This window comes from Streptomyces sp. TSRI0281 (genome assembly GCF_001905125.1).
GTDB lineage: Bacteria > Actinomycetota > Actinomycetes > Streptomycetales > Streptomycetaceae > Streptomyces.
Genome location: NZ_LWLE01000016.1, coordinates 91686 through 114373, shown reverse-complemented (window position 1 = coordinate 114373; position 22688 = coordinate 91686). Strand labels below are relative to the sequence as shown.

Below are 22688 nucleotides of genomic sequence, written 5' to 3'. Positions count from 1 at the left end.
CGGGATCCTCCCCCGGGGGTCTCGTGCTGTCGGCATCCTGACCGGCTGAGAACCCACCCGGCCAGGACGCCAAGCGGAACCTCATCGGGAAGCCGGCGCACCAGGGTTAGGCAGGTCAGCTGTTGCCTCCGCTGCCGTCGCCCCCGTTGCCGCCACCGTTGTTGGCGCCGCCACCCCCCGTGGCAGGAGGGGAGAGCAGGTTGAGGAGGTTGCCCAGGATCTGAGGGTTGTAGATGTACGTATTGCCGCTGCCGATCGAAACATCCGGGCCCTGACCGGCGGAGCAGACAGAGCAACCCTCGTCTCCGCCATAGCCACCGGAACCGACAGGCACCCACATCGAGAGGGCATCCCGCGTAACCGAGCCCATCCTCCTGGGCCTGGCGGTCCTCGCCGTCCGCAACCGCGTCAAACGCTGAGCCCAGAAGGTCGGTCGCCGTGACGCTGCCTCAGTCGGCTGAGACGGTAGGCGGCGAGGCCCTTTCACCCACTCGATTTCATGGCGCCGCGTGGCTGCACCAGGGGCTGTCGCCCACCCGGCCGAGCACGCAAGGACATCTTCGGACACCCATTGTCCGGATAGTTGGTTCTCGTGAGTCGAGTGATTGCGGAAGGATTCGCAGGTCCGATGTGCCTACAGAAAGGCGATTCAGTGAACGTTCGGAGGATATTGGCGGGCGCAGGCGCGGCCCTTGTGCTGTCGTCTGCCGGTCTGGTGGCGACCGCGAGTCCCGCGTCCGCAGTACCGTGCGGGGGTGACGTCCTGGTCGGCAGCGGCGGCCATCAAGGCGCATATGCCGATTGCGGGTACCCCGGGGATTCCGGCTCGTTCAATCTCCGTGTGCAATGCCAAGTCTTGGGCGGAAGCACCTACTGGCACTACGGCACGCGGGTGCCCTACGGCACCAGGGCCTACGCGTGGTGCGCCTTGGGGGACAGCCTTGTTCAGTGGGAGCTGTACCCCTCTTAGGACTTGCCCGGCCGAACAGGTTCGCAGCCGGTAGCACGCACGGATTGCGGTGGCGGTGGCGGTGCCGAGATAGACGTAGCCTCGCTCGTCGTAGCGGGTGACCGCGGCCCGGTACCGCTTCAACCGGTTGACCACTCTTGCGAGCAGTCAGAGGCTGATGTCGTCGTCCAGGCTGAAGTCGAAGTCCCGATCGGAGGGGAGGCCTTGGCCAGCGCGGTCACGTTGCTGATCAGCTCGGTCTGTGAGCGCGGTGTGGTCATCAGCGCGACTGCCGGCTGGTGATCGATGAGGACGACCGCGGAGTTCCCGATGGTGAGTTCGTTCTGGTTCTCTGACACGAGTGTCTTCCCTTCGGCGGGGCCGTGGCCGGTGGGAGCCATGGCCGGTACGTTGTGAACCGAGTCTCGGGAAAAGACCCTTCGGCCACATCCGTCAGCCGACCGCCGATCTGAACGCGGGCCGCAGCTCAGTCGTTTGACTGCGTACGGGCACGCGCTGCTCCCCGGAGCGATGGGCTGCGCGTCGCAGAATCATCGGTACATGCTGACTCGACACCGCTGCCGCACGGGCCGCCGGACCCCCTGGACCGCGCGGCTGGGCGACGTGGCCGGGCTCCGGGGCGTCCTGGACCGCTGCGGCCGCGGTGAGGATGTCCTGCCGGATCTCCGGCGGTGCCTCCCGCCAGTGGGCCGCCAGCTGATCGAGGCGTGCGGTATCGCCCGGCTCCGGGGCCGGCTGCCGTTCCATCAGATCTCCTCCGGCCGGAGGTCCCGGACCCAGTTCCACCGGCCCGTGGCATCGGGTGCGTACAGGGAACGGCCACCGGGGTGCTCTCCGTAGTCGCTGATGATCGCGGTCCAGGGATCCGGATCACCGGTGTCCACCGGCACCACCCACCCATCGAGCGGTCCGCCGTACAGCTCGACCTCGGTCGTCGTGTCGTCCACCACCCCACCGTGCGAGGCAGACGCCCCTACATGTGAGCAATCCAGCCAGAAGGCAGGTCCGGAGCGGGTCGGCACCCCTGGAATGGCGCCGCTTCCGGAAACCCGCCACACCACTGGTGTGCCGCACAGGGGCTTCAGCCTGATCGAAGCGAATCGCTGCGCCGGCGTGGGGTGTTGGGATCGAATACAGGTATGCCTCCCACGCCTGCCCGTCGCCCGCGGTTACGCCGTACCACCCGTCTCACTGCCCGTACCTCCGTCGGCCTGGGAGCAGGCTCCACCCGGCCACCAGGCACTCCCACTCCCCCTGCCCCTGCTACTGCCGCGGAGGGTTTGGACTGGGCGCGGCGGATCGAGTTGTTCACGGTCGTGGTCGCCGCTGTAGTGGCGGTGGTGGGTCTCTGGTATTCGAACGTTCAGACCAGACAGGCCAATGAGCAGGCGCTGGCCAAGGAGGGGCAGATCACCGACCGGTACACGGCGGCGGTGGGAAACCTCGGTGAGGACAAGGTGGACGTGCGGCTGGGCGGCATCTACGCCCTGCAGCGGATCATGCAGGACTCCCACCGTGACCAGCCCACCATCGCCAACGTCCTCGCCACCTACATCCGCACCCACGCCGCCAAGCCCCCGGCGAAGGGCCAGGACGTCGCGGCCGACGTCCACGCCGCCTTCACTGTCCTCGCCACCCGCGACGCGACCCGGGACGGCACCTTCCTCCTCGACCTCCATGGCGCCAAGCTCCCCCACATCACCCTCACCCTCGGCGACTTCGAGGCAGCTCTGGACAAGGCAGACCTGCGCGGCGTGTACCTGAGCAGCGCGGACCTGCGCGACGCGAACCTGCGCCCAACAGGAGGACCCGCGTGACCGAGATCCTGTACGACAGCCAGGACCACCATGAGGACTGCATGTACCCGACCTTCGCCGACCCGGAATCGTGCAGCTGCGCCGAACTCCTCCTGGACGAGGTGTGGCCCCAGGACGAGGACGCCGCCTGACGGATGCTCTGGGGCCCTGCGGCAAACCGCAGGGCCGCCCGCGGGTGCCACCGCCCGGACGTACGGCGCCCACGGGGCGTGACACCGGGCGTGGCCGGTCGTTGACCCGGTCGGGACAGACGTCACGTCATGTCACACGGAGATCCCGGGCCCTCCCGCCCGGGGTCTCTTGCAGACCGATGCCGTGCCCGTGCTCCTGGTCCTCGCCGTTGTACGTCATCTCGGTGACGTACAACGGCGCCGGAGACGTACACGGCCACCACGGCCGGGCCGGCGGACAGACACCTCTCCCCTCCGGCGGGGGGAGAGGTGTCGGCGCCCGGCACCCGCTGACCCACGGCACCCGGCCTGCGCGAACACCCCGCACCCCCGTGCACGCAACCCGTTGCGCAACCAGAAACGCTCTTTCTCACCGATGGTTAAGCGCGCTGGTCAGAGCGCTGTACTGATCGGCGGAAGAGACGAGTGTGGCGATTCCCGCCGCGCGTCAGCTGGCACGCGGCCACGCGAGCTGAGAGCTGGGCAGGCTTCTGACCTGGAACTGTGCCGAGACACGCCAGTTGTCACCGTCTATTGAGCGTGACCTGCATGTTTGCCGTGCTGGGACAGGCTGGTTGGCACCGTTTGGCCATCGTTGTTGTCACCATGCGGAGCATGGCCGGTCTTGCCGTCACCGGTTTCGAAGATCCCCGCCCGAGATCTCTCGGCGGTCGGTTCCCTGGTGGCCATGAGGGGTGACGTCGCGCGCGGGCGCATGAGACCTGCGGACGACGATGTCGCCCTGGTCTGACCGCCGCCCCGGCCAGGTCGGTAGGTACCTCCGGAGGCGGCACCCCGCCACCCGTAGCTTCCACCGTGTGGAGGGGCGTCTGCACGTCAGTCGCCATGGGGCCAGCGCCGCTTCCGAAGCGGATCATTGCGCGAAACTCTGCGCTCACGCTGAGGAGTCGTGACGCTACGATATGTACATGACTATTTTGGGGTTACAGGAACAAGGTCCCGCGGCTGGGTCCGTTTCACATCGAGAGCATCACCATGACGCCGGACCCTCCGGCACCAGGCAGCACGTTGAAGGCCGTCATCAGGGCGATGTCCGCGGGGAAGATCGTTGACGGCGCCTACGTCAAGGTCTGGGTCAAGCCCGACATGGCCAAGCCGTTCGAAAAGCAGTACGACCTGTTGAAGAAGCTGAGGGGGGACACGTCCGACTGGAGCCTGACCGCTGTCCCGGGCCCCGGCGAGGGGCCCATCGCGCGCGGCGCGGTCGAGCTGACCCTCACCATGGATCTCCCCAAGGAGACCTCGCGGGGCAGGATCGACGTGCAGGTTCTGTTGTTCACCGTTGACGACCATTGCCTGGCCGACCTCGACCTCATGGTCGACTTCGACTCGCGGGCCGCGAGCTGAGCACACGGTGCTCCCGGTGACGGCCTGCCCGTGACCAGGAGCACCTTGAGACCTGCTGTGCCGAGCCTGACCCTTGTCGAGGTCCTTGGCCAGGAAGTCGGCCGCGACCGGCACCCTCGAACCGCTCGTTGACGAAGCAGGGGCGTTGCCCCTGCGCCGAGTGGCTGGCAAACCCTCCCCGATTCAAGTCGCCCTCGGCGGCCACTGCCAAACACTCGGCCTGGCCGCTCACGAAGAGATCATCGAGCGGCACAGCCCCGACCTGGCTCGCGCCCGCGGTGACAACAAGCGTGTCCAGGTGGCAACTGACGTGTCCCGGCACAGGGACGCGGCCCGCACTCAATGTTCGGTGAGAATCGCTCAACCATCGCTGCAACAGGTCACCCGTGGCCGGCGCGTCAGCGGATACGCGTGACGGTCAGGACGCCGTGGCGGCCCGCCCCGGCGAGAACCTCGACCACGAGAGCCGCAGCCAGGCCGGTGTATGCCTCCCCCTCGACCACTCCCCCACCGGTCTCGCCCGCTCCGGCGAGCTCCCGGCCGATCCGCGCGGCCAGCCCCGCGGCGAGACGTGCCGACAGCCGCACCCCGCCCTCCCCTACCGGGGCCAGAGCCAGACGCCGGGGCCGGGCCCGTGGACCGGTGAACCCCACGACCGCGGCCTCGACCGTGTCGGCGTGTCCCACCTTCACCCAGCCACGCCTGCCGGCGGGATAGGGGGCATCCCGCTTCGCGACGATCCCCTCGATCCTCAGCGACCGAAACGACTCGTACCACGCTCGTGCCACCTCGTAGTCGCCGCTCGACGGCACCACCTGAACCGGCGGACCGACACCCTCCAGGAGCTCGGCCAGGAGGGCGCGGCGGGCGGTGTAGGGGCGGGCGGTGATATCGCCGTGGGCGGGGTGGTGCAGGACGTCCCAGACCATGTAGGAGGCGGGGTACTACGCGGCAAGGGTACGGGCGCGGGACAGGGTGGAGGCGGCACGGGACTGGACCGCACTGAAGTCGAGGCGGCCGTCTTTCCAGATGACGGCTTCGCCGTCCAGGACCGTCCCCGGGGCCAGGGCGTGCATGCCGGCGGTCGCGAGGTCCATCCAGTGGCTGGTGACGATCCGTCCGGACCTCGCGTACAGCACCACACTGTCCTCCGTGCGGCGCAGCACCATCCGGTGGCCGTCGAACTTCGGCTCGTACCACCAGCCCGGCCCGCGCGGCAGCACCGGCACCGCCCTGGCCAGCGCCACCCTGATCGGGAACTCCACACCCCGATCCTGCGACCCCGGAAGTACAGCGGCGCGGCGGACGGTCCGTGCGGCCCAACCGCCTACCGGCCCCGGCCCGCGGGTGCAGCGCGGTGCGCCGTGGTCCCGGCCGGGCCCGATTGCGGGTGCCTGCGGACGCGCGGCATGGTCGCACAGCGTGGCGCGACGCCGCAGTGACCGGCTCGTTCTGGCTCTGGACTGGCTTTGATTCACGAGACCGGCTGACTACGACGGATGGAATCGCCAGAGTGTTCTCGTGATCGAAGCCATCGGCATCATCGTCACCGCACTGATCGCCTTCGGAGCGCTGACGGTAAGTTTCCTTGCCCACCGGCACCAAGTGCGTCTGGCCGCAGTACTCGAAGCGAAGGAGCGCCGTCTGGAAATCCTTGAACGGCAGATGGCGGCCCGGCAGGCGGACCTCGATCGAGCAGAAATTCTTGCCCAAGCGTCCGTGATCGATATTCGCGTCGTCATGAGGTCTTCCGCTCTCGCCGAGGGCCTGCAGACTGCTGAACTCTTGGTTACCAACCTGAGCAACCAACCTGTTCTGGACCTTGGCGCGCAGATCGCCGACGCCCGGGTCGTGAGTATCTCGGGAAGCATCCCATCGTCCAGCTCCCGGTCCTTTCCTCTCCCCCAGCAGCAGGCACAGACCGCCACAAGGTCACCGATGCAGTTGAACGTCGAGTTCACCGATGCCGGAGGAATCCGATGGCGCCGGGACGGCGGCGGAGGACTGCGGGAAGGCGCCCGGCTGGAGACCGGAGAATGGACATGGTCTCCAAGGGAGGGCCCGATGGTAACCATCGTGGGGCAAACCGCGGGTTCACAGGGGGCCGACGGCCCCAGTGCCCTGAGTAACCACGCGAGCTACTCCGGTTCTTTCGCCCGTCGGAGGCGCTGGGGTCTGCCCTTGATGGCTGCCGGAGTTCTCCTGGCCGTCATCACTTGGGTGGTGTGGACCTTCTGGTGACGACCCGCCCGGACCTCGCGTGCAGCACCACACTGTCCTCCTCTGCGGCGCAGCACCATTCTGTGGATGTCGAACTTCGGCTCGTAGAACCAGCCGTCGCCTGCGGGCCGTACCGGCACCGCGTTGGCCAGCGCCACCTTGATCGGGGACTCCACACCCCGATCCTGCGATCCCGGAAGTACAGCGGCGCGGCAGGCAGTCCGGGCGGCCTACTCCTCGCCCGTGCGGGGCCGGGGCACGCACGGCATCTGTTCGGTGCAGCGGGGTGCGCAGGGCGGCCGGTGGGCCTGGTGGTGGGGGTGCTGCTGGAGGAGTGCGGTGTTTCCCAGGGTGCGCAGGGTCAGGTGGCGGAGAAGCAGGCGCAGTCGGCGGGCGGCCACGTCAGTTCCCCCGGTCGGATGTGTCGGACAGTTCCAGGGTGACGGGGGTGGTGCCGGTGGTGGCTGCGCTGACGCGGGTGGTGTGCCGGGTGGGGTGCAGGCCCATAGCTGCGAGGTCGTCGAGGTCGTGGAGCGCGCACAGGAGCGCGGCTACGGCGGGGAGGGTCAGGGGGCGACGAGGTGTGGGAGCCCATCGAGTCCGCCTGGGACCCCTGAGGGGCGGTTCCAGGACTGGGCCGAGGAAGGGGCGAAGGATTCGTGCACGGCCCGTCCTGCGCCCTGCCGCCCGGGATCGACCGGTGGAGCTGGGAGGACGACTACTACGTGCGGGCACCTCGGGTTCACGTTCTGGGGCTGGGCGGAACTCACGTCCGATTTCACCGGTGAGGTCGGCCTCAGGCTGGGCGGCCACCGCACGGTGCTGCTCGCCGGAAAGCTGTAGAGCGCGGGCCGGACTCCGGCCGGGCATTCCGTCAAGGACGAGATGCCCGGCGCGCGGACACGGGAACGGGTGGTCAGCTGGTCCAGAGGACCGGGCTGTCGCGGTACGCGTCACCCTCCTCGAACGAGGCAGCCGCGATGGGATCGGTCTTCGTGGCGCTGAGCGAGCAGGTCTCGTACGACGCGCCCTTGGTGGTGAAGTCGCGGGGTGCCGATTCGCTGTCGCACTTGCCCGGGAGGTCGCCGATCAGAACTACGCCCGTGGAGCCGCTGCCATCCAGCTTTCCGCGCAGTTTCAGTGACGCGTACGACAGGTCGGTGCCACCGACGTTCTCCACCTTCATCCGGATGTAGTAGGGCGTCATTCCCTTCGCCTTGTCGCCGAAGGCGGCCATGTCGGCCTCGGCCCCCTTCTCGATCGCCGTGACAGTCACGGCGATGGTGCCCTTCTTGTCGGTCCCGTACGTGAACGGCAGGACCGCTCGGTCACCGATCTTGACCTTCGTGCCCGGTGCGGCGACATCACCGGCCGGAGCGGCAGCGTCGTCGCCGGTGCCCGCGGACGGGCTCTTGCTGCTCGGGTCGGACGACTCCGGGGCGGAGGCCGAAGGCGATTCCTGTGTCGTTGCCGAGTCCTCGCCGTTGCAGGCCGTGAGCCCGAGCCCCAGGGTAGTGAGGGCAACCACGAAGACGATGCGTCCCTTGTGTGTCATTTTATCCTAACCGGCAGTGAGGGCTGCCCATGCGACAGCCGGAACGTTCGACGGAGCGTCAGCGAGGCGCGCTGAGACGCCCATATCAGGCTGAGGCGGGAATGACACAGGCTCGCCACAGGCACGGCACAGGTGCGTGACGGGAACGGCACGGCTCGGATGGTGTGTGGCTCCTTCAGCCGTTTCAAGACCTCGTCCGGATGCCACTTGTCGCCCGGCCGGGGCTGCCGGCGGCGCAGCGCGCTGGCGTAGCACTGCCCGAACTTGGCACACCAGCGGCGGACCGTCTCATGCGAGACGACGACACCGCGCTCGAGCATCAGCTCCTCCACCTCACGGAAGGACAGCGGAAACCGGAAGTACAGCCACACACAGTGGGAGATCACCTCGACCGGGCACCGATGGCCCTTGTACGACGGCGACCGTCCCCCACGGACAACCCTCTCCAGCATGATCAACCCGAAGATCATCCCACTCAACCAGCCAACGTGACAGCGCCGAGTAGCCGTACCTTCAGGCCGACGGTGTCCTTGACGAGATCGCATCAACAACCAGACCTATCCGCCGCTCTTCGTGGGGCACCGAGGTGTTGTGCCGGCCTTCCTGTGCCCGAGGTCGTCGAGGGCCATGGCAAGGGCGGAGTCACAGCCGTCTTCGAGCTCGGCGGACGTGAAGACAGGCGTACGGAACCGGGCGTCGACGGGAAGACCACGGCCTTCGAAACTCTGCCCGGCGGAGTTGCGGTAGTCCTCGTTGCTGAGGTCAAGTGACGGGCCTCCGGGCAGGGTTCGTGACAGCTGGTCGGAGAAGATGCCCTGTGTGTCGCGGCCGATCAGTGTGGGTGCCGGGCTGCGGTTCAGCAGGGTCATCGCTGTCGTCTCGCCGGCGCTGACGGTCAGGTCGCTGACCAGCAGCGCGAGCCGCCCGTGGAAGCCCGGGTATCTGCTGGGTCTGACGTTCACCGTCTCGTACGGGGTGAATCCGCTGGGGGCGCTGAGATCGCGGGCGCGCTTCTTGAACGCCACATGTGGATGCCTGGTCAGACGGGATGCAAGTTCCTGCCCGAGTGCGTCGTGTCCGCCGTCGTTGAGCCTCAGATCGAGAATCAGGCCGCGCCAGTGATCCCTCGCGCCCTGGGTGAATACTGTATCCAGGGCACGTTTGAACCGCGCGAGGTCGTCGTCGTAGCTGCTTTCCTCGCCGTCGAGCTCCTCGAGTTGAGTGATCCGCAGGTAGCCTGTTCCGCCCGGCAAGCCGGTCGCGTACTCCACCTTTCCCTCGATGACCGGCCGCAGTTCGGCTCCCAGCCGGACTTTGATGGCGGACCGTGCGGCTTCGATATCGGCGTCGGTCAGATCGGCCGAATCGCGGGTGCCTGGCCGCAGTCCGTAGCTGCTCTCGCCCTCCCAGGTGATGCCTGTGTGCATGTCACCCAGCTTGCGGACGGTACGTCGCAGCAGAGCTTCCAGCGTGCGGTCGGTGTTGTTGCCTTTCAGGGTCGCGTGGTCACGTTCCCGGTCACGCAGATCGAGGCGTCGGTGCGCGTAAGGAGGGTAGTGCTCCGACAGGTTCTGCCAGAACGCGTCCAAGGTCTTCAGACGACGGGCGGGGCCGTCGTTCGGTGTCTCGGACGGGCAGTGCGGGAGCGCCGTCAGGCGGTTCATCCTGATGTGACCGACCGAGCCGAATTCCTGAACGAGCAGGTGGCCACCCTGCCTGCGGACGGTCAGTTCGCGGTCACCGTCCTCGCCGAAGGACACCGCGCCTCCGCTGTCACGCTCGCCGCCGAGTGCCGTCATGGCATCGCCCTTGACACAGCTCGTGCCGGAATTCTCGTAGACGGAAAGCTCCCGCACACCGCTGTGCTTGTTCTGCTTGATCACGTAGACGGTGCCGTATCCGGCGCTCTGCCACGTGCCGTCGATGTCGCTCGGCCATGGGTGGGCGGAGCCACCGCCGCCGTCCATGACGCAGGCCGTAAGCATGACGGCCAGTGCGGCAGCAGTCACGATGAGTCCCCTGCGGGCGCTGCCCGCGAACCATTTGGCGCCCCTGGGGGTACCGGCCGTATGTGCGTTCCTGTTCATCCGTCTAAGCTGCTGGCTGCGCGGGGCGATCGCCATCCGCCGGAAGCTGGGGGCGACCCCGCCGGTCGGTGGGCCTCGACCCGCCGGGTGGCGGTCGGGCGCACGCGCGGCAGGTGCGGCGATGGGTTCCGTCTCTGTCCTTGTCCGCGCCGATCCGCAGCGGCAGCGGCAGCGGCAGCGGCAGCGGCAGCGAGAGGAGGTACAGGTGATCCGGGTACTGGTGGTGGACGACGAAGCCCTGATCCGGTCCGGGTTCGAGCTCATCCTGAATGCGGTAGGCGGCATCGAGGTCGTCGCCACCTGCGGTGGTGGCCAGGCGGTGGACACGATGCGCCGGGCGAGGCCAGATGTCGTCCTGCTCGACATCCGCATGCCCGATACCGATGGACTCGCCGTTCTGCGGGAGATCCGCTCCATGGCCGAACCGCCAGTAGTCGCCATGCTGACCACGTTCGATTCCGACGAGTACGTCATGAAAGCGCTGCGCTCCGGGGCAGCCGGCTTCATCCTCAAGGACACCGAACCCGAGCAGCTCGGCCAGCTGGTCCGCACGCTCGCAGCGGGCGGCGTCGTACTTTCCCCCAAAGCATCCAGCGCCATCGTCCATGCAATGCCCAAGGAGAGCAGCACCGACGAAGACATGCCGCGCCTGCTTCTGCTGACCGACCGCGAACGCGAAGTGCTCCTTCTGGTCGCCGAAGGCCTGTCGAACGCCGACATCGGTGCCCGCGTCCACCTCAGCGCGAGCACGGTCAAGGACCATGTCAGCGCGATCCTGACCAAGCTGCAAGTGGCTGGACGGGTCCAGGCGGCGCTGCTTGCTCAGCGGGCCGGACTTCTGCGTGCCGGGTCGGCCTGGCGGAGGTCCGTGCAAGGGCCTCTGCCCGGACCTCGCCGGTGAGACGGACGGCAGGAGCTGCACGGGTTCTCCTGCCCAAGGGCAGACGGCCTGCCCGAGTGCGAGCGATGCGTTCGCTTCGCGTACCCGCGCCGTTGACCGACGCCGCGCTCGTCTGTCTCGCAGCCCTTGATCTGTGGTTCAACTTGGATGGCGGCAGCCCCCTGGAGGTGGCATACGGTGCGCTCGCGTGCTCCGCCCTCGTCGTTCGACGGCGCTACCCACCGGCTCTGTTCGTGCTGGGCCTGCCCGCCACCCTGTTCTTCTCACTCACGCTGATTCCCTTCGTCACCCTCTACACGCTGGCCGGGCGAGCGCGTAGCCGGCTCCTGCTGACCGTCTGCGCTCTGGCCTCCGCCGCGGCCAACGCCACGCCCTGGCCGCTGGCCGAATACGCAGAGGACGGCGCGGCCCGGACGTTCGTCGACTTCGTCTATCTGCTTGCCACGGCCGCCGCCCCCGTCTTCCTGGGCCAGCTCGTCCAGGCCCGCGGAGACGTCGCCCTGCGTCTGGCCGAAGTCGAGGAGTCCCGAGACCACGAGCGCCGCCTGCACGCCGAGCAGGTGCTCGCGCGCGAGCGGGCTCAGCTCTCCCGCGAGATGCACGATGTGGTCTCCCACCAGGTAAGTCTCATCGCCGTACGGGCGGGTGCACTGCAAGTGTCCGCCAGGGAGAGGCAAGCGCAGGAGGCCGCGCGAACGATCCGGGAGCTGAGCGTCAGCACCTTGGACGAACTGCGGCACATGGTGACTCTGCTGCGGCTCTCCGGCGGCACCGTCACCGAGCTCACCCCGCAGCCCACCCTGGCCGACCTGCACCGGCTGGTCGAAGGCAGCGGCATCGAGGCCTGTCTGGAGGGCGGCCTTCCCGCCGGCCTCCCCGCCACGGTTCAGCGCACCCTCTACCGAACCGTCCAGGAAGCCCTCACCAACGTCCGCAAACATGCCCCTGGCGCCACGGCGGCCATCCTGCTGTGGCACGACCAGGACGGCCTCGGCGTCACCGTGACCAATACCTCCGCGCCCCGGCCAGCGCTCCCTCTGCCCGGCTCGCACCACGGACTCATGGGTCTGCGCGAGCGAGCCGATATCCTGCGCGGCACGCTCGAATCGGGCCCCACCGCCGACGGCGGCTACGAGCTACGTCTGCGGCTGCCGCGCCAGGCGGAATAGGCACCGCGACCGAGAACGGCGGCAACAGAGTGCCTTTTCGGTAAATTGGCGCGAATTGACCGAACGCAAGTAGCCGCATTGGAACATTCCACTGATCGCGGGGGTGACGGTCGTCCCGCGCTGCTGTTCGGCTTCCCTCCTTGGTGACGTCCTTCAGCCCCGGCTGCAGCTCCCTCACCGGGGCGGCCGCGGCCTGGCACTCATATGGAACATCCGCCCCCGCCCGACGGCACTCTCCTGTACCACCACTCCGGCGCCACTTGCGGCTTCCACGCCTTCATCGGCCTCAACCCCCAGCACCGCAGCGCCCTGCTCGCCCTGTCCAACACCAAGTACCGCCGCGGCAGCAAAATCCTCCAGCCCGCCTACACCGCCCTCACAACACTCCATCGACACTGACCTGACAGGACGGTGCAGGGTGTCGGGTGCCTCCTCGACAGGTGGTGCTTCATTGTCGTGTCCAGGCGGCGTGCGGCGGTGGGCATACGGAACTGGCCGGTCTGCGCACCTTCACCGCGTCTCTGGACGAGGTCTCTCGCTGCACGATGTGCGCGCGAGTGGCTTTCCTACGACCACGAGGAGCTCGGCGGTTCCAGTATCCGTCGTCCCGTCGTCGACTCCACGGCCGGGCGCTCGATCATCCGCATGAGCTACAACTTGCTCAGGACGGGGTCGTATGCCCCGGTGGTCGACGAGGAGAGTTCCCGATCGGGGGCACTGGGCGTGTAAGAGGCCGAACTGGCCGATCAGATCGTGGAGTTCTTTCGTCTGAACAAGACCTCCATCCTGTTTGCCGAGGGTGCGATCCTGCTCTGGGACAATCAGCGTCTCGTCCACGGACGGTCCGCCTACAGTGATCCGCATCGGCACCTCACGCGCTACTGGCTCGCAGAACCGGAGCGGGGCACGCTTCCCGGCCCGCGGTCGGACGGGGAAGGGCCGAAGCGAGACCCACGACGCACCCACACCGGCCGGCCCGCGCGGCGGGCCCGGCGGTGGGCGTGTCGGTGCTCCGACCGGTCACCTGATAGCCCTGCCGGCACCGGCGAGCTGCCTCACGGAATCAGAGGAAGACCGGCTTGGGCTTTCGGCCGACACCCTCCGCCAGCCGGTGCTCCCGCCCCGGGCCTCGCGGAGCGCGGACTGCCGCGCGGCTTCCCACACATTGGCAGGCTCTGGTAGCTACTCGTCGATATGTGTGCGTGAGACGCCGGTCAGGGCAGGATGGGAACAGGCCGCTCGGGCCCAGGTCGGCTTCACAACTCGCCCAACCCGTGCGGCCCGTCTCATGTCACGGCCCATTCGGACGCTCACCATGGCCGCCTGGGCCGCAGCGCTACTCGGCCTGAACAACGTCTGCTGGGACCTCGAAGACGATCGTGAGCCCGTCGCGCTCGTTCCCCTGCTCGCCGACGGGTGTGAAACCGAAGCCCGTGATGGTGGCCAGGGAGGCGCTGTTGTCGGACCTGATACGGGCCCGCACGGTCCTGACACCGGGTTCGGCGGCGGCCCTGACGAGCAGCGCCGTCAGCATGGCGCGGGCATAGCCCTGGCGGCGATACCCGGGCACGACGGTGAAGCCCACCTCGACCATGCCGACCTCGTCCGGCGGCCCATGGAACCCAGCGTCACCGACGACGGCCCCGTCCGGCTCGGACACCGCGGCCCGCGTGATCCAGGGCGCGACAGACGGGTCCCCGGCGAGCTGGTCCGCGCGATATCCGAAAATCCAGCGGGCCCGGTCGCAGACGAAGTGCTCGTCAAGGGCGACCCCGGCCTCGGCGCTGCCGGCGGCAAGATCGCCGTCGGCAAGCGCCCGCAGCGCCTTCGCGCTGAGCTCGACGAAGCGGACACGTTTACGGACGGAGAATGGTTCGTTGTTCATCGCGGAGATGCTCGCCCAGCACCGGAAAACTGTCCACCGCTTTACGGCCCCGGCGGACATGGCCGCTCGACGTGCTCGCGGAGAGCTCGGGGCGGAATGGGCGTGACACCGGGCCGTGGCCGGTCGTTGAACCTTGCCGGACACGTCACAGTGCACCGCGGGACCCCGGGACGTAGCGTCCGGGGTCTCTTGCTGTGTTGGACGCTCACGGCCGGCGGTTCAGAGCGTCGAGGCGCCGGGCGGCATCGAGGGAATCGAGGCGGGCGGCGCACCCTCCACTCATCCCGCCGGCGCCCCGGGGTGCAGGTGTTGGCGCAAGGCGCGTTCCTGTTCCATGGCGCGGTGCAAGTGCCACACGGTTACTGCGGGAAGCAGGCCGCCGAGCCGGGCAGCCGCCCTCAAATCCTCCACCACACCGGCCAGAAAGGCCCTGTCGACGTTCCCTGGCCCGCCGGGCCGAGCAGGAACAGCAGAGGCAGCCGCTTCGAAGAGATCGGCCAGCTCGGTAATACCCGGATCCTCCGGCACCTGTCTGCCCCACTCCGCCGCCGCGTCACCGAGCTGAGCAACACGACGGCCACGCCCCGCCGCCAGACATAAAGAGACATTCCCGTTGATCACAGAGACATCGTCCCCCACCACCCGAACACGAGAACACAAAACTGTCGGCAAGCAACAGCCCAATCCCGGTCGCATGCCGGGCCATCCCGGGCTCAAAGGCCCGCTGGGCTGAGCCCGGAGCAGCAGAGCAGCTGGCCGCACTCGGGGTGAAGTGGAGTGGGCGACGGCATGAGTGTCCAGCTGGGGCGCTTCGTGCGGGTCAGGCTGCGGGGCGGCGGGCGCGGAACAGGCGCAGGCCCTTCACCGCGTAGAGGGCGGTCAGGAGCGTGAAGCCGGTGGGGGAGAGCCAGAACCAGGATTCCCCGACCGTCGCCCCGAGAAGGCAGTGCCTGCCGGCGACGGCGCCCCGGCTGGGCGTCAGCTGCCCCTCGCACTGGCTCGGCCTCAGACGATCACACACCAGGTATCACGGGACTACGCCGAAGCCCGTGGGCCACGGACGGAGCAGTCCCGCGCGCACCCGCACCCCGAACCCGCTGAGATTGGCCTACGAATTCAACCCCCATCAGGAGGAAAGCCCATGCGAGTCCGCATAGCCGTCGCCGCTCTCACGATCGTCCTGGCCCTCGGCGGAGCCACCGGAGCCTCGGCGTCCCCGCAATCGAACGCTCCGCGCTGCGCTCCCGGAACCCTGTGCCCCGACGAGGGTGCATGCAATTTCGCGTGCCAGCTGAAAGGCGCGGAGAGCGGCACCTGCCTGGGCCCGGACCACACTGTTTGTGTCTGCTTCGGGGAGGCCCCCCAGGAATCCTCCCAGTCACCCCTTCCTCAGCCGGCGGAGCCGGGCAGCTCGGGCCCCCGCGCGTCTTAGCGCTCCAGTGGTACTGCCGCGGCCTTCGGCTCTACGGAAGTTGACAGATTCCGTGAGCACGCCGTCAGACCGGGCAGCCTGCCCGACGTCATCCGCCGGCGCTCCCGGCGTACGGCGGCCGCCCCGGGTGAGACGGACCCGCAGCAGCCCGCCGCCCCAGCCCCATCCGCCACTACCAGGGCCTCGCTGCCCTCGCCGACACCGTGGCCGGCGGGACCCTGCCCGGCATCCAGGCCCATGTGCTGTTCGAAAGTTACCCGGGGAAGTGGTCCGGTCGTCCGGGGAAGTCGCTGGCGGCCGTCCAGATCGCGGGTCGCGGGCAATCTGGCCACCGTACGCTGGCCGAGGGGCCTTGGGAGGGGATGATCGGTGAGGGACGAGACAGCTGTGGACACGGCTTTGCTCAGCGGAGCGGCTGACGGGCCGTTCCCTTCCCGGATGGACGGCATCCGCATGCCGGAGGTCCGTCTTCCTTTTCCCGCGCACGAGCCGAATCCCCATCTCGCACGAGCGCAGACCTCGCTCGATGCGTGGCTCGACGAGTCCGCCATCTGCCGCTCCGCGCAGTCGCGGCGCTCCCTTGAGCGCACCCGGATCCCGCTGGTCACCGCGCTGGCCTACCCAGACGCCGCGCCGGATGCACTGGAGCTGCTCGTGCAGTGGGCGACGTGGACTTTCGTCATCGACGACGAGTTCGACGACGGCCCCGACGGCCAGGACCCCGCCCGCTGCGCGCGCGCCCTCGCCACGTTCCTCCCGGTCCTCGACGGAGCCCCAGTCGGCGGCTCGGCATCGGCGCGGGCGTTCGCCGGCACGTGGGAGCGCCTTGTGGAGGGCAGGTCACCGGCCTGGTGCCGTATGCTCCGCGACGACATCAGGGCCTACCTGTGGTCGTACTACGAGGGGCTCGTCGACCAGCTGGCCGAGCGGGTCCCGACGCTGGCGGCGTATCGGCGGCAACGTTGCGTCTCCGTCGCCGCGTACACATGGCTCGACCTGGTCGAAATCGCGGTGGGCGTCGATCTCCCGGAGACGGTGCGGCACTTCTCCAGTTTTCGCGAACTGCGGGAAGCCGCGGCCGGGTACGTGGGGCTCCACAACGACCTGTGGTCCCTGGAACGGGACAAGAATGCGGGGGCCTTCCACAACGCGGTCCTCCTGGTCCAGCACCACGACGGCTCACCGCTCCAGGAAGCCGTGGACGAGGTCAACGGCCTGATCGCCGAATGCGCCCAGCGCATACTCGACGCCGAGCGCGATCTCGCCGTCCAACTCGACGCGGCCGCGATCACCGGCCAAGACGGCGCGGACGCGCTGGACTGCGCCGCCGGCTATGCGAAGTTCGTCCGTGGCTGCTTCGATTACCACTACCAGGCCCGCCGGTACACCGCCGCTGCAACGAGTCACTCCCGCGAAGCCACCGCGCCCCACCAGCTCTTCTAGCCGCCCTCCCTGTCCCGGGCTTGGAACCCGACCCGGCTTTGAACCCCTCACACGGAGGCTGGGCTGCTTCAGGGGGCGACTTCATGGACGGGCAGGCGGCCCTGATGGTCGGGGCTGGAGTTCTCGCGCGTCTGGAGGGCTTTCAGCGCGAAGACGGTGGTGAGGTAGGGGGACCCGAAGTAGACGGGGAAGCGGCCCATCCGGTAGTAGGGGCAGGCGGGCCACGAACCGTCTCGTCGCTGTGTCTGCGCGAGCAGCAGCCTTCGTTCGGCCTGGCCGGCCGAGCGGGAGAGGTTGTCGGCGGTCAGCGTCCTGAGGGCCACGTCCAGGACGTTGTCCGGATCACCGGGTGGTGTGCTGGCGGAGGTGGTCGCCTCACGTTCGCTGAATGCCCGGTGCAGGGGGTCGGACAGCACTCGTGCACTTGTGGGGAATCGTGCGCAGAGCCGGGAGAGGGCGTAGCGGAATGCGTCCGGGGAGGGGTAGTAGCGGGTGCCGGCCAGGTAGCGGCCGGAGAGCAGATGGTCGGCGAGGTACCGGTGCGAGGCGTCGGTGAACTCCGCGGCCTCCGCGGCCCGGCTTTCGCAGAGCTGGACAGTGTAGAGGGCGTTCGCGCAGGCCACCGCATCGTGTTTGCGCCCGCGGCGCCCGGTGCCGGGTTCGGCGTCGTCCTCCCAGTAGACGAGGGGAACCCCCGGGACGAGGGCCGCGTCGTCGCCGGGGCGGTGGGCGGGGGTTATGCCGGTCGGGGCGGCGGCCCGGAGAAGGTCACGTACGTATCCATCGAGGTCTGCGGCAGAGAGCAGCCCCTGCCTGTGCAAGGCGCCAACCGCCATGCCTGTGCAGTCGGTGTCTGCCGGGAAGCCGTTGCGGTGGGGGAAGAAACGGTATCGCCGGCGCCATCGGACCGCCTCAATCTGGGAGCCCAACTGGGCCACCAGCCCCTTGCCCGCACAGTCTTGGGGCAGCGGCTGGAGCATGAGAGTCACCATGGCCGAGAACGCCTCACCGGCCAGGTCGAAGCCGGAGTCGATGCCGAAACGATCCCGCAGCACTCCACGCGCACGGGCACTGGAGAAGCTCTCCCCGAACCCTGGATCGAGTGACAGTTCTGCCGACGGCACCCCACCGTCCCCGACGGACCGGCTCAGGTAGGCGGCGGCGCGCCCGGCAGCGAGCCGTAAGAACTCCGATATCTGCCGTGATGGCTCCCTCTCGTGCACGGACACGTCACGACTCCCCCGGTTCTCCCAATGCCTGCGTCTGATCGCCTGCTTCGTCATCGTGCCGTGCCCAGGTAGCCCAAGGTTCAACCGCTCGGTTCACCGTGCGTGTCCTTCGTGCACTGTGGACGTGCCGGGCCCGGTTCGGGTGGCGGGGGCTGTGCGTGTCCATGTGAAGGTGGGCTTCGTTGGGCGGGCATGAGCATGTTGGCAGGTGTGGTCCCGGTGGTGGATGTGTCGGAGGTTCTTCGGCGTGCGGTGTTCGAGGGCCGAGGGGGCTGGCATGAGCCGTGGCGGCGGTTGTTGTCCGGTGAGGCGTTCCGGCGTCCTGCGTGCCCATCGGCCGAGGAGCATCTGCGGTGGGTGTATGAGCGGCTGCGGCTGCTGGGTGATGTTGTCGGCGACCCGCTGGAACTGGTGCGGGATCCGGTGCGGCTGGCCTGTCTGCATGAGTGGCTGTCGTTCGTCGATCCGACGCTGGCAGCGGTGACCACCATTCATTACAACCTGTTCCTGGGCAGCCTCCTGGGGCCGGACGGGACCTGGATGCGGGAGGTGGGCGACTTCACCTCGGTGCGGCGGGTGGGCACGTTCCTGCTGACGGAGGTGGCGCACGGCAACGATGCGGCCGCAGTGGAGACGACCGCGGTCTACGACCGCGGGACGGACAGTTTCGTTCTGCGTACCCCGAGCGCGGGGGCGCAGAAGTTCATGCCCAATACCAGCCCGGTCGGCGGGGCGAAGACGGGTCTGGTGGGTGCGCGTCTGATCGTGGACGGCGCCGACCAGGGGGTCTTTCTCTTTGTGGTGCCCCTCACCGACGCGGCCGGTGTCCTTCCCGGTGTTGGGGTGCGGCGGCTGCCCGCACGGCTGGGAAGTCCGCTCGATCACAGCCTGACCTGGTTTGACGGGGTGCGGGTGGGGCGGGAGGCGATGCTGGCCGGCCCGCACGGCAGGATCAGTGAGCAGGGTGAGTTTCGCAGCGATGTGCCCGAGCGGCGTCGTCGCCTGCTGACGTCGATCGGACGGGTCACGAGTGGGCGGATCTGTCTGAGCGCCGGCACGGTGGGGACCGCGCGAGCCGGGCTGGTGTTGGCTGTCCGCTACGGCCGTAGGCGGCACATCACCGGGCTGACGGAGTCCTCACGGCTGCCGGTGTTCGCGTTGCGCAGCCATCATGGGCCTCTGGTCGAGGCGATCGCGACGGTGTACGCGATGAACATGCTTTACCGCGAGGCCGCCCGGCGTCTGGGGGATCACAGCGGGCCCGGCGCAGTGGACGCTGAGCTGTTCGTGTCGGCGGCCAAGGCGTGGATCACGTGGCGGGGGCGCGAGGTGGGCGCCCAGATCCGTGAACGCTGCGGCGCCCAGGGCCTTCTGGTCAGCAACGGCATCGTCCAGCAGCTCATGGCCGCCGAGGGCGCGATCACCGCCGAGGGTGACAATCAGGCGATCATGACTCAGGTCGCGGCGGAACTCCTGCTACGCCACCGTCCCGGGCACCTGGTGCCGGGTTCGCCCGGTCGCACGCTGAGCGACGCCAGCTGGCTGCACGAGTTGCTGGCCGCGGTGGAGCGCATCTGGCTGGACCGGGCGTATGAGGGCAGGCGCAAGGCCCCGGCGCAGGCCCTGGCCCGGCGCAACGGGGCGATGGGGCCGGCGCTGCGTGCTGCGGAGCTGCATGCGCACCGGCAGGCGGCCGAAGCGCTCTTCGGTGCTGTGGCCGGGCTTCCCGCCGGTGCGGGGCGGGAGCTGCTGGGTCGGGTGCATCTGCTGTTCACCTTGCGCGCCGTCGAAACTCACGGGGGTGACCTGCTGCGTCACGGGCTGATTACCGGTGAGCAGGTCGATGAGGTGCCGGTGCTGGTGGAGCGGCTGGTGACCGAACTGGCACAGCAGGCCGACGCGCTGGTGGAGGCGTTCGCCGTGCCGGAGGAGTTCTTTGCGGGCATGCCGGTGGCGGCAGCCGACTACATCGGGGCCTACGACGATGCGGACCGCCCGTGGCGCCGGCAGGCGTGAGTGTCCGGGAGGCCGCCCGTCCTCGGGGCGGTTTGCCCGGGCGCTGTCCCCTTCCGCCTCTCCCCGAGCGGGCGCGGCGCCACCGGCTTCCCGTTGCTTGAAGGGACGTGCCGATTGGGCGGGAGTGCCTGACTCAGGGGATGGCGAACAGGAGGGCCGCGTTCTGTCCTCCGAATCCGCAGGATGTGGACAGGGCCAGCTCTATGGCAGCTGCCCGGGGGCGGGTCGTGACGATGTCCATTTCCCGTCCGGCGTCCTGGCGGGTGAGGTTGGCCGTCGGGAGGATCTCCTGGCGTTCCAGGGCCAGGACGGTCAGTGCCGCCTCAATCGCGCCGGCGGCCCCCAGGGCGTGGCCCAGGATGCTCTTGTTCGCCGTCACCGGGGGCGGGGCTGTGTCGAAGACGCGGAGCAGGGCCAGGGCCTCGGCGGCATCGCCGGCCCGGGTGGCGGTGCCGTGGGCATTGACGTGTCCGACATCGGCGGCCGTGCAGCCGGCGTCGGCCAGGGCCTGCCGGATGGCTTGCTCGCTTCCCGCTCCTTGGGGGTGGGGTGAGGTGGGGTGGTGGGCGTCAGCCGAGGCTCCGTAGCCGACCAGCCGGGCGCGGATCGTCACGCCGCGGGTTCGCGCGTGGTCGGGGTGTTCGAGGACGAGGACGGCTGCACCCTCGCCGAGCACGAAGCCGTCGCGGTCGGCGTCGAAGGGCCGGCAGGCGCCTTCGGGGTGTTCGGTGCGGGTGGACAGGGCCCGCATCTGCGCGAAGCTGGCGGCGGACATGCGTGAGCGGGCTGATTCGGCGCCGCCGGTCAGGACGACGTCGCAGGCGCCGCCCAGGAGGAGGTCGCGGGCGACGCCGATGGCGGTGGTGCCGGATGCGCAGGCGCTGGAGACGGTGAAGTTCGGGCCGCAAGCCCCGGTGTCGATGGCGATCTCCCCGGCGACCATGTTGGGCACACTGCGTGGCAGACCCAGGGGGGAGACGCTGGTGGCCCGGCCTTCGCCGAGGCGGGTGAACTCCTTGACGTAGGTCTGCAGGCTGTTCGCCCCCACTCCCAGGACGACGCCTACGCGTGGGGGGCGTCCGGTTCGGGGGTCGAGGTGGGCGTCGTGCAGGGCGCGGCGTGCGGCAATCAGGCCCAGGTGTGCGAAGCGGTCGAGCCGGCCGGCGAGGCGGATACCGAGTTCGGCGACCGGGTCGAGATCCGGGACGGCGCAGGCGATGTCGACGGGCAGGCCTGCCAGGTCGGGGTCTCTCCGGGCCAGCGACTGTCCGGCGGACATAGTTTTCCAGAGGGTGTCGGCGTCATGGCCGGCTGGGGTGATCAGGCCTAGGCCGGTGACCACGACATCGCCGCGACCTGTCATCGGGGCACTTCCAGTTCTTTGTCACTGGCCGGGCGGGGGCGCGCTTCCAGTCCTGTTGATCGGGCGGTCTGTTGTGTGCGCTGTCGCATCCGGTCTTGGAGGTTTGCGAGCCGTTTTCCTTTGTCGGTCAGGTCTTCCAGGTGCCGTCCGATACGGTCCAGTGCCTCCTCCCCCTCGGGGCGCAGGCCGGTTCGCTCCATGACGCCCAGGGTGCGCAGCAGCGGCAGGAGCACATGGTGGTGGTGAACGCTGAGGTCGTAGATGCCGGCCGCGGCAATGCGCGCGGCCCGTCCCTGGAAGCCGGGGATGCCGTGGCCGGGCATCGTGAAGTCGCAGACCACGTCGGCGAACGCGGTTGTGAATTCTTCGGGGGCCAGGTCGAGGAGGTCGGCACACAAGGCCCGGTAGAAGACCATGTGGAGGTTCTCGTCCGCGGCGATGCGGGTCATCAGCCGTCTGCCGTGGGGTTCGTCGCAGGCGTGGCCGGTGTTGCGGTGCGCCTCGCGGGTGGCCAGCTCCTGCACGGTGACGTAGGCGAGGCCGTGGGCCAGGGACGGGTGGGGACTCTGGTAGCCGGCGCCGACATGTGCCATGCGGGCGCGCTCCAGTTCCACCGGGTCCAGGCCGCGCACGGCGTGCAGGTAGCCGCGCAGGGCTTCTGCGTGGCGGCCTTCCTCGGCGGTCCAGCGGTGCACCCAGGTTCCCCAGGCGCTGTCACGTCCGAAGCTGGTGGCGATCTCGTGGTGGTAGCTGGGCAGATTGTCCTCGGTGAGGAGGTTGACGAGCAGCGCGTCCCGTACGGCGGGAGGCAGGTGCGACTGGCCGCTGTTCCAGGGTTCGCCGCCCAGGGGGCCCTCGAAGTCGTGGGCCGAGCTCCAGGGGACGTACTGGTGGGGAAACCACTCCGATGCTGCCTTGAGATGGCGGTCGAGGTGATGGGCGACGGCCGGTTCGAGTTCGCGCAGCAGGTCGAGGTGGCCGCGTACGGGGGGTGGTGGGATGGGGTGGTTGGTCATGGCTGTGGTGGGGTGCCGTTCCTGGTCGGGCGCGTGAGGGGAAGCCG

At 68.9% G+C, this 22688-nt stretch carries 23 protein-coding genes and 2 pseudogenes; 10 read left to right on the top strand and 15 right to left on the bottom strand.

The window, feature by feature from the left end; translation table 11 throughout:
* Positions 1 to 115 precede the first annotated feature (115 nt).
* From A6A29_RS23025 to A6A29_RS23010, 4 genes are all read right to left on the bottom strand, one after another.
* Positions 116 to 340 (bottom strand): hypothetical protein, encoded by a 225-nt coding sequence (locus tag A6A29_RS23025; protein ID WP_073722459.1) that lies wholly within the window; start codon positions 338 to 340, stop codon positions 116 to 118.
* Positions 341 to 1089: 749 nt separating this feature from the next.
* A complete protein-coding gene (locus A6A29_RS23020) occupies positions 1090 to 1308 on the bottom strand; it encodes a hypothetical protein (protein ID WP_143197046.1) in 219 nt (72 codons plus the stop codon).
* A 94-nt stretch (positions 1309 to 1402) separates the two neighbouring features.
* On the bottom strand, positions 1403 to 1717 hold the full coding sequence (locus tag A6A29_RS23015; RefSeq protein WP_073722455.1) for a hypothetical protein: 315 nt from the start codon (positions 1715 to 1717) through the stop codon (positions 1403 to 1405).
* Entirely contained in the window at positions 1717 to 1917 is a 201-nt protein-coding gene (locus A6A29_RS23010; protein ID WP_241838616.1) for a hypothetical protein, read from the bottom strand. The genes A6A29_RS23015 and A6A29_RS23010 overlap by 1 nt, the downstream gene beginning before the upstream one ends.
* Positions 1918 to 2250: 333 nt before the next feature.
* On the opposite strand from A6A29_RS23010, the gene A6A29_RS23005 reads away from it, so the two are divergent.
* From A6A29_RS23005 to A6A29_RS23000, 3 genes are all read left to right on the top strand, one after another.
* On the top strand, positions 2251 to 2787 hold the full coding sequence (locus A6A29_RS23005) for a pentapeptide repeat-containing protein (protein WP_073722451.1): 537 nt from the start codon (positions 2251 to 2253) through the stop codon (positions 2785 to 2787).
* Positions 2784 to 2918: a hypothetical protein gene (locus A6A29_RS47595; RefSeq protein WP_274535823.1), complete on the top strand. Its 135-nt coding sequence runs from the start codon at positions 2784 to 2786 to the stop codon at positions 2916 to 2918. Before A6A29_RS23005 ends, A6A29_RS47595 begins: the two co-directional genes overlap by 4 nt.
* A gap of 1005 nt (positions 2919 to 3923) precedes the next feature.
* Positions 3924 to 4325, top strand: a complete 402-nt coding sequence (locus tag A6A29_RS23000; protein WP_338012891.1) for an ML domain-containing protein — start codon at positions 3924 to 3926, stop codon at positions 4323 to 4325.
* Between the two features lie 398 nt (positions 4326 to 4723).
* On the opposite strand, the pseudogene A6A29_RS22995 reads toward A6A29_RS23000, so the two are convergent.
* Positions 4724 to 5548: pseudogene (locus tag A6A29_RS22995) on the bottom strand (ATP-dependent DNA ligase).
* 298 nt (positions 5549 to 5846) lie between these two features.
* Here A6A29_RS22995 and A6A29_RS22990 point away from each other — a divergent pair.
* Positions 5847 to 6566 carry a hypothetical protein gene (locus A6A29_RS22990; protein WP_073722447.1) on the top strand — a complete coding sequence of 240 codons (720 nt, stop codon included), beginning with the start codon at positions 5847 to 5849 and terminating at the stop codon, positions 6564 to 6566.
* Positions 6567 to 6775: 209 nt separating this feature from the next.
* Here the strand turns inward: A6A29_RS22990 and A6A29_RS45380 are convergent, their stop codons facing one another.
* From A6A29_RS45380 to A6A29_RS22970, 4 genes and pseudogenes are all read right to left on the bottom strand, one after another.
* Positions 6776 to 6946: a hypothetical protein gene (locus tag A6A29_RS45380; protein ID WP_158074451.1), complete on the bottom strand. Its 171-nt coding sequence runs from the start codon at positions 6944 to 6946 to the stop codon at positions 6776 to 6778.
* A gap of 515 nt (positions 6947 to 7461) precedes the next feature.
* Positions 7462 to 8100, bottom strand: coding sequence for a hypothetical protein (locus tag A6A29_RS22980; RefSeq protein ID WP_073722443.1), 639 nt, complete (start codon positions 8098 to 8100; stop codon positions 7462 to 7464).
* Positions 8101 to 8285: 185 nt separating this feature from the next.
* Positions 8286 to 8552, bottom strand: a pseudogene (locus tag A6A29_RS22975) (IS6 family transposase); the annotation flags it as partial.
* A gap of 105 nt (positions 8553 to 8657) precedes the next feature.
* Positions 8658 to 10187 (bottom strand): S41 family peptidase, encoded by a 1530-nt coding sequence (locus A6A29_RS22970; RefSeq protein WP_073722441.1) that lies wholly within the window; start codon positions 10185 to 10187, stop codon positions 8658 to 8660.
* Positions 10188 to 10392: 205 nt separating this feature from the next.
* On the opposite strand from A6A29_RS22970, the gene A6A29_RS22965 reads away from it, so the two are divergent.
* The 4 genes from A6A29_RS22965 (at position 10393) to A6A29_RS48155 (ending at position 13439) form a co-directional block, all read left to right on the top strand.
* Positions 10393 to 11088, top strand: a complete 696-nt coding sequence (locus tag A6A29_RS22965; protein WP_385730436.1) for a response regulator — start codon at positions 10393 to 10395, stop codon at positions 11086 to 11088.
* Positions 11089 to 11153: 65 nt separating this feature from the next.
* Positions 11154 to 12257 carry a sensor histidine kinase gene (locus A6A29_RS22960; RefSeq protein ID WP_073722439.1) on the top strand — a complete coding sequence of 368 codons (1104 nt, stop codon included), beginning with the start codon at positions 11154 to 11156 and terminating at the stop codon, positions 12255 to 12257.
* Positions 12258 to 12461: 204 nt separating this feature from the next.
* On the top strand, positions 12462 to 12656 hold the full coding sequence (locus tag A6A29_RS22955; protein WP_073722437.1) for a serine hydrolase: 195 nt from the start codon (positions 12462 to 12464) through the stop codon (positions 12654 to 12656).
* 339 nt (positions 12657 to 12995) lie between these two features.
* Positions 12996 to 13439: a TauD/TfdA family dioxygenase gene (locus A6A29_RS48155; protein WP_107468291.1), complete on the top strand. Its 444-nt coding sequence runs from the start codon at positions 12996 to 12998 to the stop codon at positions 13437 to 13439.
* Between the two features lie 154 nt (positions 13440 to 13593).
* Here A6A29_RS48155 and A6A29_RS22945 read toward each other — a convergent pair whose 3' ends face one another.
* The 3 genes from A6A29_RS22945 to A6A29_RS22935 all read right to left on the bottom strand — a co-directional run bounded on the left by A6A29_RS22945 (position 13594) and on the right by A6A29_RS22935 (position 15163).
* Positions 13594 to 14142, bottom strand: a complete 549-nt coding sequence (locus tag A6A29_RS22945; protein ID WP_073722433.1) for a GNAT family N-acetyltransferase — start codon at positions 14140 to 14142, stop codon at positions 13594 to 13596.
* 279 nt (positions 14143 to 14421) lie between these two features.
* The gene (locus A6A29_RS22940; protein ID WP_073722431.1) at positions 14422 to 14763 is read right to left on the bottom strand and encodes a hypothetical protein; all 342 of its coding nucleotides are present in this window, start codon (positions 14761 to 14763) and stop codon (positions 14422 to 14424) included.
* A 199-nt stretch (positions 14764 to 14962) separates the two neighbouring features.
* Positions 14963 to 15163, bottom strand: coding sequence for a hypothetical protein (locus A6A29_RS22935; RefSeq protein ID WP_073722429.1), 201 nt, complete (start codon positions 15161 to 15163; stop codon positions 14963 to 14965).
* Positions 15164 to 16012: 849 nt separating this feature from the next.
* Here A6A29_RS22935 and A6A29_RS22930 point away from each other — a divergent pair.
* Complete coding sequence (locus A6A29_RS22930; RefSeq protein WP_073722428.1) at positions 16013 to 17017, top strand: terpene synthase family protein; 1005 nt, start codon at positions 16013 to 16015, stop codon at positions 17015 to 17017.
* Between the two features lie 68 nt (positions 17018 to 17085).
* Here A6A29_RS22930 and A6A29_RS22925 read toward each other — a convergent pair whose 3' ends face one another.
* Positions 17086 to 18246, bottom strand: coding sequence for a hypothetical protein (locus A6A29_RS22925; RefSeq protein WP_143197045.1), 1161 nt, complete (start codon positions 18244 to 18246; stop codon positions 17086 to 17088).
* Positions 18247 to 18438: 192 nt separating this feature from the next.
* On the opposite strand from A6A29_RS22925, the gene A6A29_RS22920 reads away from it, so the two are divergent.
* Positions 18439 to 20262, top strand: coding sequence for an acyl-CoA dehydrogenase family protein (locus A6A29_RS22920; protein ID WP_241838615.1), 1824 nt, complete (start codon positions 18439 to 18441; stop codon positions 20260 to 20262).
* Between the two features lie 133 nt (positions 20263 to 20395).
* Here the strand turns inward: A6A29_RS22920 and A6A29_RS22915 are convergent, their stop codons facing one another.
* Together A6A29_RS22915 and A6A29_RS22910 are read right to left on the bottom strand one after the other, a co-directional pair.
* Positions 20396 to 21625: a beta-ketoacyl-[acyl-carrier-protein] synthase family protein gene (locus tag A6A29_RS22915; protein WP_073722426.1), complete on the bottom strand. Its 1230-nt coding sequence runs from the start codon at positions 21623 to 21625 to the stop codon at positions 20396 to 20398.
* Positions 21622 to 22641 carry an acyl-ACP desaturase gene (locus A6A29_RS22910; RefSeq protein WP_073722425.1) on the bottom strand — a complete coding sequence of 340 codons (1020 nt, stop codon included), beginning with the start codon at positions 22639 to 22641 and terminating at the stop codon, positions 21622 to 21624. The genes A6A29_RS22915 and A6A29_RS22910 overlap by 4 nt, the downstream gene beginning before the upstream one ends.
* Positions 22642 to 22688: the final 47 nt, after the last annotated feature.